The sequence below is a fragment of the Haloarcula sp. JP-L23 genome (assembly GCF_011602445.1).
Taxonomy (GTDB): domain Archaea; phylum Halobacteriota; class Halobacteria; order Halobacteriales; family Haloarculaceae; genus Haloarcula; species Haloarcula pellucida.
In genome coordinates, this window is the sequence record NZ_CP050014.1 from 1884589 (window position 1) to 1898104 (window position 13516).

Genomic DNA, 13516 nt, shown 5'->3' on the forward strand with positions numbered 1-13516 from the left:
CTGTCGGTAACGGTGGGTCGGTTAAAGGCCTTACTGCGTCGGACGGTCAGACAGTCGCTCGAAACCCCGTTGGCGGCCAGAACCCGGGACGGCCGGAACGCTACTCTTCGTCTTCGGATTCGTCGGCCTCGTCCTCGGTGGCGAGCAGGTCCGCCTCGGCGAGGTGGGTCTCTTTCTCCTCGTCGGAGAGTTCTCGGAACGTCTCGGTTTCGACGTCGATGACGGCGATGCCGATGCCCTCGGGGGCGAGGCCGTCGTCGTTGACCGACGCGAGCGCCGCGAGTGCAAGGTCGACGCCAGCGTCCAGATCCATCTCCTCGTCGTAGTGCGATTCGAGGTAGTCGCGGATGTCGCCGCGGTCCGCGCCGACTGCGAGCGCCTTCCACTCGTAAGGGGTGCCCGACGGGTCCGTCTCGTAGAGACGGGGTTCGCCGTTGGCGATGCCGGCGATGATGAGGGCGACGCCGAACGGGCGGGCGCCGCCGACCTGCGTGTACTGCTGGATGTAGTCGGTAATCTCCTTCGTGAGCGTCTCGACGCCGACCGGTTCGCCGTACCGGAGCTGGTTGACCTGCGCCTGTCGGCGGGCGAAGTCGATGAGCTGTCGCGCGTCGGCGACGTGGCCGGCCGAGGCGATGCCGATGTGGTCGTCGGCCTTGTGAATCTTCTCGACGGACGACCGCTCCATCAGCGGCGAGCGGATGCGCTTGTCGACGGCGAGGACGACGCCGTCACTGGTTCGGATGCCGATGCTCGCCGTACCCCGTTTGACCGCCTCACGGGCGTACTCTACCTGATAGAGACGTCCGTCCGGAGAGAAGATAGTAATCCCGCGGTCGTACGCCTGCTGTTGATTTTGTCCCTGCATAGTTATCGGAAATCGAGGTCTGTCGCGCCCACGAACGTGTGGTCGGTGCGCACGTCGACTCGCGTCTCGCGGGCGACGGCGCGCCGTTCTGCGTTCTCGAACACGACGTGTCTCTGTTCGAACGGTTCCGCCGGCCCGCGTATATATTTTTCTTCACAGGCGCGTACGGTCCCGCTCGTGCCCGTCACGCGCAGGCCCACTGGCACCCCGTCGACCGAACCGATACAGGCCAGTGCCGCCCGTGCGGCGTCGGTCTGGCCTCGGCGGACGCGGACGATGGCGTGACCGAGACCGTCGGCGTGTTCGAACCGGAGGACGGTAGCGTCGGCGTCGGCGCTGCCGGTGTCGCCAAGCAGGTTCTGTGCCGCGTACCACACCTCGCGCTGGAACGCCCGGCGGTCGAGGTCGGCGTCGGGCCACGTTTCGAGTTCGACGGCGAGGTAGCGCCACCGTGGTTGGAGGTGTTTCGGGAGGTGTTTCATCGCCCTCCCTCCGCCGCTGACTGTCGCATACCTAGCCTTCGCGTATCGGGGTAAAGAACAGTGCGGTGTCGTCGCCGGTCAGCGCAGCGTCGAACCGAACCTGCTGGCGCTGTCCTCGGACTCGACGTCGGGTTCTGCGATACGCTCTATCGGGTTCCGGACGAGCAGATAGGGGACCGCCAGTACCATGCCGACCGTCTCTACGAGGACGACCGGGTCAGCGGCGAGTACGGCAGAGACGCTGAGGCCGGAGACGACGACGAACGCGGCGATCGCGGCGAATCTGGCCCAGACCGCGCCGTCTACGAACCCGCCAGTGACGACACCGAGCATGACGCCACAGCCAACTGTCAGCGTTATCGAGTCGGCGACCAGCATCGAACTCCCCACCGACCCCGTCACCATCGCTAAGGCACCGCCGAGGAGGTACTTGGTGCCGACGACGCCGGCGAGCGAGGCGAGAACAAGAGCACCGAACGTCGGACGGGTTTCTGACATATATCCGAGTGCGACCCAATCGCAAATAAATCCACTAGGTCGTTCAACCGGTCGACAGTGTCAGCCGTCGGTCTCGTCCAGTCGGACCCCCGGTTCGACGAACGAGTCGTCGGTCAACCGGCGGTTTCGCTCGACGAGGTGCCCCCACGCTTCGAGGCCGCCGCGTATCTGGTCCGCTGTGAACCCAATCCGCTCGCCCAACGCGATGAGTTCTCGCGGCCCTCTGAGTTCGAGGTGGCTTCGCGGGTCCGCCGAGACGACGTAGGGGGCGTCTGCGTCCTCGATGAGTTCCCGTAACTTCCGCAGGTCCTGCAGGGCCCGAACGCGACTCCCGCCGCTGTCTCGCAGCACCGGTCCCAACGAGAATTCGACGCGGACGCCGTTTTCGGCCGCCGCGTTCGCGAGGACGTGGTTGAAGTCGCCGTCGTCTCGCATCGGATGGGCCAGCACGTCGACTGTGGGGTTCTCGACGGCGAACCGATTGATGGCTCGGTCGCCGCCGTGGACGACGACGACAGTGTGTTTCGAGCGGTGGTTCCCGACGAGACCGCTGGCCTGTGAGGTGGTGTCTGCCCGCACTTCGACGCCATCGGCGACGTCGATACCGTACGCGTCGGCGACGGCCGCCGCGTCGTAGTCTGCGGGGTCGTCACCGTGGTTGCGGACGACGATGCCCTCGAAGCCGTACTCGGCGGCGGTGAGCGCCTGTCTGGCGACGGTACTGTCGCCGTCCGGGTGCGCGTGGACGGCCTCGTACATCACAGTTCGTCGAGCAGTTCGCGGGCGTTAGCGACCGCCTTCTCCCGCTTTGCGGGGTAGGCTTCGACCTTCGCCCGCAGTGTGATCCCGTCGCCGCGGCGAACCTCGCCGCCGAAGGCGGCCTGTTTGTCGAAGGTGAGAAAGAACGAGCAGTTGTCGTCGACCCTGTCGTCGAGTTCCGCACGCACGTCGTCGATGTCGTCGAGCGTCGCCACCTGCGAGAGGACGTGGCGCACGTCGTCGGCGTTCTCGATGCGGGCCGAGAGGACGACGATGCGGTCGCCGTAGTGGCCCTCGCTCTCCGTCCGCTCTATCTCCCAGTCCTCGGGGAGGAACGTACGCAGGGCTTCCTCGACGCGTTTCTCGTCCTCCGTGGCGTAACAGAACGTCCGGAGGTCGACGTAGTGGAACGGCACCGACGACATCGGGGCCTTACTCCTCGGCCGCTTCGAGGTTGTCTTCGGGGACGCCCTGTTCCTGGCCGTCCTCGAAGGAGACGGTGTAGTTGGCGTCGCCGAACATCGTCTCGACGACCTGCGTGATAGTACCTTCCTGCCCGTCGTAGTCGCTGTGCTCGTCGTGGAGAATGACGCTGTCGTCTTCTTCGAATGCCATGCTCGGCGGTACTGGATGCCCGGTCAAAAAGGGACTGATTCGCCCCGACTGCCGCTGTCGGTCGCTCACCCGGCGTCGACCGCGGTCCGTCCAACTTGGTGTCGAAGGGTTATAGTGAATCTCACGCGTATCTGTGGCCATGACCGGTTCGTCTACGCTGCTCCAGTCGCTGTCTCCGTGCGGCAGATACGCCCCACGCTGCGGCCACAGATGACCACCGTCGACGATCTGTGGTATCTCGCTGACGTCGCCAGCCAACAGGCCGAGCAGACCTATCACGCCCTGACGGAGCGACACGACGGGTTCGTCGAGTTCACCCGCCGCCGGCGGGTGCCTCGCCCGCGGTTCCGCACTGTCGCTGAGGACGCCCGGGACCACGGGGCGCCCTTCGGCGCGCATACCCTCGCGTACCGCCCCTCTGGCGAACTCCTCTTGGTCCGCCACGAGGGGGTCGACAAGTGGGTCCTGCCCGGCGGCGAACTCGACGGCGACGAGACGTTTCGGGAGGCCGCCATCCGCGAACTCGGCGAGGAGGGCGGTATCGAGGCGACTATCGAGGGACTGGGGATGCTCGGCCGTGTAGAGTTCTACTGTGACGGCAACGACACGTGGGGCGTCCTCCCCGTCTTCGAGGCGCGTGCCGAGACCATCGATCCCTCTGTCGACGACCCGGACCACGAGATAAGCGCTGCCCGGTGGTTCGGCGAGTTGCCCGATGACACGCGGGACCGCGAGGAGATTCTTCGTTGGCGCGAGCGGCGGTTCGACTGACTCACATCGCGGCCGAGCGGACAGTGTGACCGTCGACGGGCGAGAAGTTACGCCTCGTCCTCGGCCGCGTCCGGCGTCTCTTTCTTCGGGACTCTCGACTTCGCTTTCTCGACCATCGGCGCGGCCGACGCCCACTTCTCGCCGACGATAGCACCGACGAAGGCACCGAGGCCTGCGGCCGTGCTCGCGGCGTTTCGCCCTATCAGGCCGCCCAGTGCGCCGCCGACGGCGCCACCGATTGCGGCGTACTTCGCGCGACTGACGGTTCGCTTGATTCGTGCTTTCATATACGACCCGACACGCGTCGGACGGAAAAAAGCATGCGCTGGCTACCGGCGATTACTCGGGACCGAACGACCGCCCTTCGCGGGCGTCGGCGTCGAGACGCCGGACCGTCGCGCGGGCGTTGCTGGCGTCGTAGCCGAACAGGACCGAGTGGCCGTACTCGGCGGCCACCTCGACGGCCTTCGAGAGGTCGTCTATGTCGACGTCGACGGCGTACAGTTCGATGCTGAACCGCGTGTCAAGTCGGTCACGGAACCCCTTCGCCAGAATCTCCAGCCAGTAGGTCGTGGAGTAGGCCATGTCGTAGATGGGGACGACGAACTCGTCGACGTACTCGTCGACGGCGTCCACGTCGATGCCGGTCCGGGATTCGAGATGACCGGGATAGGGGTCGGGGTAGAGCGTGAGATAGAGGTCGCCGGGCACTCGCTCGCGGGCGTCTGCGACGAAGGAGGTGATGACGTTCGTCCGCCACGCCGCCCAGTCGTCGAACTCGCTGTCGGCGAACTTCCGTTCACACCGGTCACAGTGGCAGTACTCGTCGCGTGGGAAGCCCACGTCGTCGAGGCGGACGTTCTCGTTGACGGTGGCGGCCTCCTCGACGATGTCCAGCAGTCCCTCGCGGTAGCGCTCGTGGGTCGGACAGACGTACGTCCAGTCGAAGTACGGTTCGTTCCGGGTGGCGGCGGTCCCCTCGTCGTCGAACGCCAGCAGGTCTTGCTCGCTCTCGACGGCGTTGTCGCCGAAACACGACACCATGTTCACCGCACCGGAAATGGGTTCCACGGCCCGGCCGGTGACGTCCTTGACCTCGTAGAACGCCCGGTCGAACTCCGACCACTCGGTCTCCTCCTCGTTGCGGGTGACGACGCCGTACATGGAGTCCCGTTGGTCGCTGTTCCGGGTAAGGGTTCTGAAAAGGGTGGTTGAAAACTGTGCTGGGGACCCTCTGCCCTTACTTCTTCGCGAAGTAGACCAGTGCGAGGGCGGCGATTGCGACGACGGCGAGTACCTTCTTCGACATCGCCTCTATATACGCAACTGGCTCATAAAGAACTATCGCCAGATTGTCGTCAGTCGTCGTCGGCCGGCGTGGCCTCGTCGACTGGCGTGCTGTCGTGAGTGCCGACTGGCGGTCGGTTCACTTCGGCGGCGGCAGACACCGCGACGTCCGTTCGCTCGCCGTCCTCGGCCTCGATGGATTCCATCTCGCCCGCGTCGCGGGCGTCCTGATCGATGCGCATCGAACAGAAATCCACGCCGCACATCGAGCAGAAACGGGCCTCTTTGTAGTTGTCGCCGGGGAGCGTCTGGTCGTGGTACGACCGGGCGCGCTCGGGGTCCAGCGCCAACTCGAACTGTTCGCCCCAATCGAAGGCGTAGCGCGCCTCCGAGAGGGCGTCGTCCCAGTCGCGGGCGCCTTCCCGCCCGTTCGCTACGTCACCGGCGTGGGCGGCGATGCGGTACGCTGCGAGGCCGTCGCGCACGTCCTCGCGGTCGGGCAGTCCCAGATGTTCTTTGGGCGTGACATAACACAGCATCGCCGCGCCGGCGCGGGCCGCCTCGGTGGCGCCGATTGCGCTGGTGATGTGGTCGTACCCCGGCGCGATGTCGGTCACGAGCGGGCCCAGCACGTAGAACGGCGCGCCGTCACAGACCTCCTGTTGGCGTTCTACCTGCTCGGCTATCTGGTCCATCGGGACGTGGCCGGGCCCTTCGACCATCACCTGTACGTCGTGGTCCCACGCCGTCCGTGTGAGTTCGCCGAGCGTGTCCAGTTCCGCGAACTGCGCCTCGTCGCCGGCGTCGGCCAGACAGCCCGGACGGAGGCCGTCACCGAGGCTGAACGTCACGTCGTACTCGGCGAATATCTCGCATATCTCCTCGAACGTCGCGTAGAGCGGGTTCTGCATCCCGACTTCCTCCATCCACTGGGCGAGAATTGACCCGCCGCGGGAGACGATGCCGGTCTTCCGGCCGTCGGTCAGGGGGAGGTGCTCCATCAACACGCCGGCGTGGATGGTCATGTAGTCGACGCCTTGCTCGGCCTGCTTCTCGATGACGTCGAGCAGTAGTTCGTGCGTGATGTCGGTGACGTCGTCGACTCGCTTGACGGCCTCGTAGATGGGTACAGTCCCGATCGGTACCGGTGAGTGCTCGACGTTGGCCTCCCGAATAGCGTCGAGGTTGGCCCCCGTCGAGAGGTCCATCACCGTGTCGGCGCCGTAGTGGACCGCCGTGTGGAGTTTCTCTAGTTCGCCCTCGATGTCGCTCGTCTCCTCGCTGTTGCCGATGTTCGCGTTGACCTTCGTCCCGAACTCGCGGCCGATAATCATCGGGTCCAGCGCGTCGTGGCCCACGTTGGCCGGAATCACGGCCTGTCCGTCGGCGACCTGCTGGCGGACGAACTCGGCCTCACAGTTCTCCCTCTCGGCGACGCGTTCCATCGCTTCCGTGACGGTTCCGTGTCGGGCGGCTGCCAGTTGCGTCATCAGATAAGCTAGTTATATCACTAGGTTATAAATCCACCGTCCGGATAAAGCACCGCCAATTGTTGGTGCCCATCCGAACAGGCAAGTGCCCGAACGCTGAATCAGCGACCGATGACTGTCTGGCATCGCCGGGACGTTCTGCGTCTCCTCGGGAGCGGTGCCGCCGTCGGTGTCGCTGGGTGCGGTGCGGTCGGACGGTCGCGCGTACGGACGCTCGTGGCCGGGAGCTTACAGGCCGCGAGCGAGTCGCTACAACGGGCTACCGGGCCGCAACTCGCCGTCGAGGCCCACGGTTCGGTCCACGCCGCGCGACTGGTCGCCGACGGCAAGCGCGACCCGCACGTGCTCGCGCTCGCAGACCCCGAACTGTTCGAGCGGTTGCTGTCGACGCCGTGGTACGCCGTGGTCGCGAGCAACGAACTCGTGCTGGCGTACAACACAGAGACGCCCGGCGGCCGTCGCGTCGCCGAGGCCGACGAGTGGGCGGCACCGCTCGGCCACGAGGGCGTCTCGCTGGGTCGGACCGACCCGGACTTGGACCCGCTCGGCTATCGGACCATCTTCGCGCTCGAACTGGCCGCTCGGCGGCGCGACGACCCGCACCTCGTCGACGAGGTGCTGTCCCCCGACCAGCGCTATCCCGAGACGCAACTGCTGGCGCAGTTCGAGACGGGGAGCATCGACGCCGCCGTCGTCTACCGGAGCATGGCCATAGAGCGTGACTACCCCTTCCGCGAACTGCCACCGGCGGTCAACCTCGGCGACCCGGCCCACGCCGACACCTACGCCGACGTCCAGTACGAACTCCCCGGCGGCACCGTCGCCCGCGGCGCGCCCATCGAGTACGCCGCGACGCGCCGGGCCGACGACGACGAGACGAAACGGGCGTTCGAGACACTGCTCGCGGGCGAGTGGCTCCGTGACTACGGCTTCGTCGTCCACGGTCAGTACCCGCGCATGGAGGGCGATGTCCCGAACGGTCTCCGAGGCTGAGGCGGCCTCCCGGCGCGTCGGGCTCGAACTTCGACACCTCATGCCGGTCCTCGGCGCGGTCCTGTTGCTGTACTTCGTCGTCCCGGTGGCCGTCCTCGTCGTCACCTACTCGCCGACGGCGCTGTCGAACCTCGCCGCGGGCTACGTCGTCGACGCCGCGACCACCTCCCTGCTCGCGGCGCTGTCGAGTACGGTGCTGGCGTTCGTCTTCGGCCTCCCGCTTGCGTACTGGCTCTCCCGGAGCGACCACGTCCTCGCCACGGTGGCGCTGGGCGTCGTGGTTCTCCCCCTCGTCCTGCCGCCGGTCGTCAGCGGAATGCTCCTGCTGACCGTCGTCGGGCCGGAGGGCCTCGGTGGCCTCACGGACCTCCGCCTGACTCGCTCGCTGTTCGGCGTCGTCGCGGCCCAGACGTTCGTCGCCGCGCCCTTCTTCGTCGTCACGGTGAAGGCGGCCTTCGACGGCGTCGACAGTCACTTCGAGGAGGCCGCCCGCTCGCTGGGCCGCAGTTGGCCCGAGACGATGCGCTCGGTGACGATTCCGCTCGCCAAACCGGGTATCCTCGCCGGCCTCGTCCTCACGTTCGCTCGCGCCATGGGCGAGTTCGGCGCGACGATGATGCTCGCGTACTACCCGCGGACCCTGCCGGTCCAGATTTGGGCGTCGTTCATCTCCAGCGGACTCGACGCGGCGCTCCCCGTCGCCGTCGTCCTGTTGAGCGTCGCGCTCGGAACGTTGCTCGTGGTCCACGGTCTGCGGGCGACGCCGTGGCGCTAACAGTCCCGCTCGTGGGCCCAGAACTCGTCGTCGACGGTCACTTCCTTCTTGAACAGCGGGACCTCCTCTTTCAGGCGGTTGATGCCGTCCTCGACGGCGCGGAACGCCTCGCCGCGGTGGCCCGCGAGGATCACCACGAAGACGATGTCCTCGCCCGCGTCGACCACGCCGGTCTTGTGGTGTAAGCGGACGGCGTGAACGCCGTCGCGGGCTTCGAGGTCCGCCCGCAACTCGGCCATCCGCTGGGCGGCCACCTCGTCGTAGCGTTCGAACTCCAGATACTCCGTGGGCCGGTCGTCCGCGCTCTCCTTCGCACGGACGCGTCCGGTGAACGTCGCGATGGCGCCCGCTCGGTCCTCGTCGGGCGAGCGCTTGACCTCCTCGACGAGCGTTTCCAGCGTGACGTAGGGGTCACGGTCGTGGAGGGCGTCGAGGATAGCGTCGACGTCTGCCGACTCGCCGTCCGCGGCCCGGTGGAGGACCGGGTCGGCCGCGTCCCGGTCGCCGAGGACGACTTTCGGAATCGTCGCGTCGCTGAACCCCTCGACGAAGGCGTAGTCGTAGTCCGGTGCGAGGTCGTCGAGCGTGTCGGTCAGCGTCCGGGAGTCGCCGGTCGCGAACCACTCGCCGTCGTCGGTCACTGCGACCGTCTCGCTCGCGCCCGCGTCGCGATGGCGCGCGGAATCTTTCCCGTCCGTGTCGACGTCGGGCGAATGGGTACAGTGCTTGACCGTCGCGACCGACCCGGACGACGAACACCGCTCGGCGAGGCGCTCGACCAGCGTCGTCTTGCCGGTGTCCGAGTGGCCGGCGATACCGAGGACGTACATGGATACACGTTGTGACGGCGGCCACCTATGTGTTTCCGATGGTGAATCGCGGGTGGGGACCGGCACAGGAACTGGCTGTTGGGCTCTCGCCCTCAGTTCGCCGGTTCGATATTCTGGTTCACGTGGAAGAAGTTCTCGGGGTCGTAGGTCGCTTTGACCGCCCGTAGCCGCTCGTAGTTGTCGCCGTACGTGGCGCGGATGCGGTCCTGTCCTTCCTCCATCATGAAGTTGATGTAGGACCCGCCGACGGTGTGCGGGTGGACGGCCTCCCAGTAATCCTGTGCCCATTCGGTAATCGTCTCGGTGTTGGCCGGGTCGGGGTCGACGCCGACGATGACCATCGACCAGTTGGCGTCGCGGACGCTCCACGCCGTCTCGTCCTCGCCGACGTCGTGGACTGCGCCGTCGATGGGGTAGAGATGCATGGTCGACTTCGGCGTCGGCACCTCGGCGAATCGCTCGTGGGCCGCGATGGCCTCGTCGGACAGGTCCCGGACGAAGTCGCCTTTCCAGTACCACTGGTCACCCGGCGGGTAGAGGTCGTCGAACATCGATTGCAGTGCCGGGTACGGCATCGGGCCGACGTGCTCGAACATCGGCTCTGCGACGCCACGCGCCTCGTCGAGCATCTCCTCGGCCAGTTCTTCTCCACCCGTACAGCACCACATCAGTCCACAGACACTCTCGCCGTGTATCTCCGGCGGGAACGGGTCGCCCGGGACCTCCGCTACCATATAGAACGCGTAGACGTCTTCCGGTGCCTCTGGAAGCCACTCGCGGTACCAGCGCATCGTTGCTTCGAGGTCGTCGAGAGGCCAGAACATCGGCCCGGCGACCACCGTCTCCACCGGGTGCAGTTGGTACTCGAACGAGGTGACGACGCCGAAGTTGCCGCCGCCACCGCGGAGCGCCCAGAACAGGTCTTCGTTCTCGTCTTCGCTGGCGTGGACCATTCGGCCGTCGGCCAGTATCACGTCGGCGCTCAGCAGATTGTCTATCGTCAGGCCGTACTTGCGGGTCAGGTAGCCGTGCCCGCCGCCCAGCGTCAGGCCACCGACACCCGTGGTCGAGATGACGCCGCTGACCGTCGCCAACCCGAACGCGTGGGTCGCGTGGTCGACGTCCCCCCACGTACACCCGGCCTCGACGCGTGCCGTCTCCGCCTCCGGGTCGACGTGGATGCCCGTCATCTCGCCGAGGTCGATGACCAACCCGTCCTCGACGAGCCCGAGACCGGGCCCGCTGTGGCCGCCGCTCTGTACTGCCGTATCCAGACCGTGTTCGCGTCCGAAGTTTACGGCCGCCTTCACGTCTGCGACGTCGGTACACGTGAGGACAAGTCTCGGCTGCTTGTCTATCATCGCGTTGTATATCTCACGCGCGTCGTCGAACCCCGGGTCGCCGCGCTCTATCACTGTTCCCCGTACCGTCTCTCTGAGGTCGTCGAGTGCGCCGTCGAACTCGTCGCTTGCTGTCGTTGCCATTGGTTGCTACCGCCGCACTCTCGCGACAGGGCACAGTGCCAGTGTCGAGAGAGTGCTACATCAAATACGCCGACAATAATGTTAATCGTTATCGTTACACATGTTTAGCGGGGACTCTTCCAAGTCAGACATCCCTGACAGGTCCGGGCAATCGGACTTTCCGGTCAGTTGTCACACTAGCACATACCTTACTAGTTGGCCACCAGCCCGATATCGGGGACTCCAGACACTAACGTATGGACCGACGAACCTACCTGAGTGGTACCGGGACGCTCCTCGCGACTGGCTTGCTCGCTGGCTGTTCCGGCGGCGGAACGGCGACCGGCACGCTCGCGACGAGCGTCAGCGACCAACCCGGCGACATCGGCGACTTCGAATCCTGTATCGTCACCATGGCCGGCCTGTGGGTCAAGCCAGCCAGCGAGGAGACGACGACCGGCGAGGGCAAAGACCGGGAGTACGTCGAGTTCGACGAGCCACAGGAGGCCGACCTGACGGAACTGCAGGGCGAGAAGTCGCAACTCGTCGGCGAGGAGTCCGTCGAGACGGGCGAGTACGAGTTCCTCCAACTCGACGTCACGGGCATCGAGGGGACGCTCTCCGACGGCAGCGACGCGAACGTGACGACGCCCGGTGAGGCGCCACTGAAGTTCAACCAGTCGTTCGAGATACGGGAAGACGAGCGGACCCACTTCGTCGCCGACTTCACGCCCGTGAAGAAGGGCAATACTGGCTACATCATCCAACCCGTCGCCTCGGAGACCGAGGTGCGCTACACCGAGGAGACGACGACCGGCGGCAACGCGACCGACGCGTAACTCACTCGGCTCGCTCGACCGACTTCTCGACGACCCGCACATCTTCGATAGCCGCTGTCGGATACTCTCCGTCTTCGTCTTTCTCGTTGGCTTTCACCATGTCCCAGACGACGTTGAGCCCCGTCGTCACGCCCTCTAGAGCCTCCATCTCACAGCCAGTCTTCCCCACCGTCTCGACGGCGACGGTCAGTTCGACGCACCCCTTGCCCACCTCGAAACCGGTCTCGACGTTCGTGATGGGTATCTGGTGACACATCGGAATCGTCTCCCACGTGTGTTTGACGGCCTGAATCGCGCCGATGCGGGCCGTCGTCAGCACGTCGCCTTTCTCCACGTCGTCGGCGGCGATGGCGTCGAGCGTGCTCTCCGAGAGGCGAATCTCGCCGCGTGCGACCGCGCGACGCTGGCTGTCGGCCTTCTGGCCGACGTCGACCATCTGTGCGTCCCCGTCCTCGTCGACGTGTGTGAACTCGTCGGGCATACCCGACGATAGCGCGACGCCGCCCAAAACCGTGCGGGTCTGGCGACGGTCAGCGACGAACGAGGCCGAGCAAGTGACCCACGGCGGGCGCGATTAGCTCCTCGCTCCCCATCCGTGCGGCGTTCTCGCTACCGGGCAGGCAGAACACGAGCCGGTCGTCGACGACGCCGGCCGTCGCCCGCGACGCCATCGCCATCGGCCCGACCTCTTCGTAGGACAGCCAGCGGAACAGTTCGCCGAATCCGGGAATCTCGCGGTCGAACAGCGCGCTCACCGCCGAGACGGTCACGTCGTCGTCGGTCAGGCCCGTCCCGCCAGTCGTCACCACCACGTCGGCGCCGTCGTCCATCGCAGCGGCGACGGCGTCGGCGATAGCCGCCGCGTCGTCGGTCACGAGCGACCGGTCGGCGACGTCGTGGCCCGCTGCTTCGAACGCCGACTCGATGGCGTCGCCACCGGGGTCGTCGTCGAGCGTGCGCGAGGAGGAGACGGTCACCACCGCGATGGCGACCGCGTCCTCGTCGTGTGCGTGGTGGTCGTCGTGGTCGTGACTCTCATCGCTGTGGGAGTGATGATCGCGGTCCATACCCGTACCACGCGGCCGCCGGCAGTAAACCGTCGGGGGTCAGGCGCCGAGCAAGTCGTCGAGCAGTTTGCGCTGGGCGGCGGCCAGATGCTCGGTGAACGTCGTGGTGGCGATACCGAGGTCCTCGGCCACCTCCCCGGCGGTCGCGTCCCGCGGATGCTCGAAGTAGCCCATCTCGTAGGCCCGTTCCAGCACTTCGTCCTGCCGGTCGGTCAGGGCGTCGCGGTCGAGGATAGCGGGCTGTCCGCCGCTGGAACTCTCGGAACTCTCGACGAGTCGGCGGAGACTGATACTCTCTCCTTCCCCCTGTAAGTCCTTGATGACGTCCCGCAGCGTCTCGATGTCTTCGACGAGGAACGTGACGACCATCGAGTCCTCGTCGGCACTGACGTCCTGTACCACACAGCCAAGGCGCTCGATACGCTCGCAGACACAGCCCTGATTCGCCGTCCGCTGGAAGCGATAGACGAACTCGCTGTCGAAGGAGAACACCTTCTCGACTCGCTCGCGCGCGTCGGCGTCGGGCGGCGGTGCGTCCTCGCTCCCCGTGAGCGTGAACTCCTCTACGACCGTTCCGCCCTCACCGCCGAGCGCACTCCGGGAGACGTCGGTTATGCTCCACGCCTCGTCGGCGTGGGGGGCCACCTGACACGACCGCGGGTCGAACACTTCCACTTCGGCAAGGACACGGTCGGCCATGATACCCCGTTCGCCCGAGTGCCCCGTTATAGTTGGCCCCGAATATGTTCGTGGTTCAAGTCCCTTAATAAAACACCTAA

At 66.2% G+C, this 13516-nt stretch carries 18 protein-coding genes; 4 read left to right on the forward strand and 14 right to left on the reverse strand.

The genetic code is table 11. The features are described from left to right. Positions 1–100: 100 nt before the first annotated feature. The 6 genes from psmA to G9465_RS09715 all read right to left on the reverse strand — a co-directional run bounded on the left by psmA (position 101) and on the right by G9465_RS09715 (position 3222). Positions 101–868, reverse strand: coding sequence for an archaeal proteasome endopeptidase complex subunit alpha (gene psmA / locus G9465_RS09690; RefSeq protein WP_166969400.1), 768 nt, complete (start codon positions 866–868; stop codon positions 101–103). 2 nt (positions 869–870) lie between these two features. After that, positions 871–1350, reverse strand: a complete 480-nt coding sequence (locus tag G9465_RS09695; protein WP_166969402.1) for an Rpp14/Pop5 family protein — start codon at positions 1348–1350, stop codon at positions 871–873. Between the two features lie 78 nt (positions 1351–1428). Next, on the reverse strand, positions 1429–1848 hold the full coding sequence (locus G9465_RS09700; RefSeq protein ID WP_166969404.1) for a hypothetical protein: 420 nt from the start codon (positions 1846–1848) through the stop codon (positions 1429–1431). A gap of 60 nt (positions 1849–1908) precedes the next feature. Then, complete coding sequence (locus G9465_RS09705; protein WP_166969406.1) at positions 1909–2607, reverse strand: RNase P subunit p30 family protein; 699 nt, start codon at positions 2605–2607, stop codon at positions 1909–1911. After that, entirely contained in the window at positions 2607–3032 is a 426-nt protein-coding gene (locus G9465_RS09710; RefSeq protein WP_166969408.1) for an RNA-binding protein, read from the reverse strand. The genes G9465_RS09705 and G9465_RS09710 overlap by 1 nt, the downstream gene beginning before the upstream one ends. 7 nt (positions 3033–3039) lie before the next feature. Then, the gene (locus G9465_RS09715; RefSeq protein ID WP_166969410.1) at positions 3040–3222 is read right to left on the reverse strand and encodes a DUF1918 domain-containing protein; all 183 of its coding nucleotides are present in this window, start codon (positions 3220–3222) and stop codon (positions 3040–3042) included. Positions 3223–3432: 210 nt separating this feature from the next. Between G9465_RS09715 and G9465_RS09720 the strand changes: the two genes are divergently transcribed. After that, on the forward strand, positions 3433–3993 hold the full coding sequence (locus tag G9465_RS09720) for an NUDIX hydrolase (protein WP_166969412.1): 561 nt from the start codon (positions 3433–3435) through the stop codon (positions 3991–3993). Positions 3994–4040: 47 nt separating this feature from the next. Here G9465_RS09720 and G9465_RS09725 read toward each other — a convergent pair whose 3' ends face one another. The 3 genes from G9465_RS09725 to thiC all read right to left on the reverse strand — a co-directional run bounded on the left by G9465_RS09725 (position 4041) and on the right by thiC (position 6770). Beyond that, a complete protein-coding gene (locus G9465_RS09725; protein WP_166969414.1) occupies positions 4041–4280 on the reverse strand; it encodes a glycine zipper 2TM domain-containing protein in 240 nt (79 codons plus the stop codon). A 52-nt stretch (positions 4281–4332) separates the two neighbouring features. Continuing rightward, a complete protein-coding gene (locus tag G9465_RS09730) occupies positions 4333–5157 on the reverse strand; it encodes a hypothetical protein (protein ID WP_166969416.1) in 825 nt (274 codons plus the stop codon). A 194-nt stretch (positions 5158–5351) separates the two neighbouring features. Then, positions 5352–6770 carry a phosphomethylpyrimidine synthase ThiC gene (gene thiC / locus G9465_RS09735; RefSeq protein WP_166969418.1) on the reverse strand — a complete coding sequence of 473 codons (1419 nt, stop codon included), beginning with the start codon at positions 6768–6770 and terminating at the stop codon, positions 5352–5354. Between the two features lie 111 nt (positions 6771–6881). On the opposite strand from thiC, the gene G9465_RS09740 reads away from it, so the two are divergent. Both G9465_RS09740 and G9465_RS09745 read left to right on the forward strand, forming a co-directional pair. Beyond that, on the forward strand, positions 6882–7763 hold the full coding sequence (locus tag G9465_RS09740) for an extracellular solute-binding protein (RefSeq protein WP_166969420.1): 882 nt from the start codon (positions 6882–6884) through the stop codon (positions 7761–7763). Beyond that, complete coding sequence (locus tag G9465_RS09745; protein WP_166969422.1) at positions 7738–8538, forward strand: molybdenum ABC transporter permease; 801 nt, start codon at positions 7738–7740, stop codon at positions 8536–8538. The genes G9465_RS09740 and G9465_RS09745 overlap by 26 nt, the downstream gene beginning before the upstream one ends. On the opposite strand, the gene G9465_RS09750 is transcribed toward G9465_RS09745, so the two are convergent. Both G9465_RS09750 and G9465_RS09755 read right to left on the reverse strand, forming a co-directional pair. After that, a complete protein-coding gene (locus G9465_RS09750) occupies positions 8535–9368 on the reverse strand; it encodes a molybdopterin synthase (RefSeq protein ID WP_166969424.1) in 834 nt (277 codons plus the stop codon). The two genes, G9465_RS09745 and G9465_RS09750, sit on opposite strands and share 4 nt — an antisense overlap. Positions 9369–9460: 92 nt before the next feature. Continuing rightward, positions 9461–10852, reverse strand: coding sequence for an FAD-binding oxidoreductase (locus G9465_RS09755; RefSeq protein ID WP_166969426.1), 1392 nt, complete (start codon positions 10850–10852; stop codon positions 9461–9463). 236 nt (positions 10853–11088) lie between these two features. Between G9465_RS09755 and G9465_RS09760 the strand changes: the two genes are divergently transcribed. Beyond that, positions 11089–11670, forward strand: coding sequence for a DUF4382 domain-containing protein (locus G9465_RS09760; RefSeq protein ID WP_166969428.1), 582 nt, complete (start codon positions 11089–11091; stop codon positions 11668–11670). A gap of 1 nt (position 11671) precedes the next feature. Here G9465_RS09760 and moaC read toward each other — a convergent pair whose 3' ends face one another. From moaC to G9465_RS09775, 3 genes are read right to left on the reverse strand one after another with little or no spacing between them, the layout of a single operon-like run. Continuing rightward, positions 11672–12151 (reverse strand): cyclic pyranopterin monophosphate synthase MoaC, encoded by a 480-nt coding sequence (moaC, locus tag G9465_RS09765; protein ID WP_166969430.1) that lies wholly within the window; start codon positions 12149–12151, stop codon positions 11672–11674. 49 nt (positions 12152–12200) lie between these two features. Then, the gene (locus tag G9465_RS09770; RefSeq protein ID WP_166969432.1) at positions 12201–12737 is read right to left on the reverse strand and encodes a molybdenum cofactor biosynthesis protein B; all 537 of its coding nucleotides are present in this window, start codon (positions 12735–12737) and stop codon (positions 12201–12203) included. Positions 12738–12776: 39 nt separating this feature from the next. Further along, positions 12777–13436 carry a helix-turn-helix domain-containing protein gene (locus G9465_RS09775; protein ID WP_166969434.1) on the reverse strand — a complete coding sequence of 220 codons (660 nt, stop codon included), beginning with the start codon at positions 13434–13436 and terminating at the stop codon, positions 12777–12779. Positions 13437–13516: the final 80 nt, after the last annotated feature.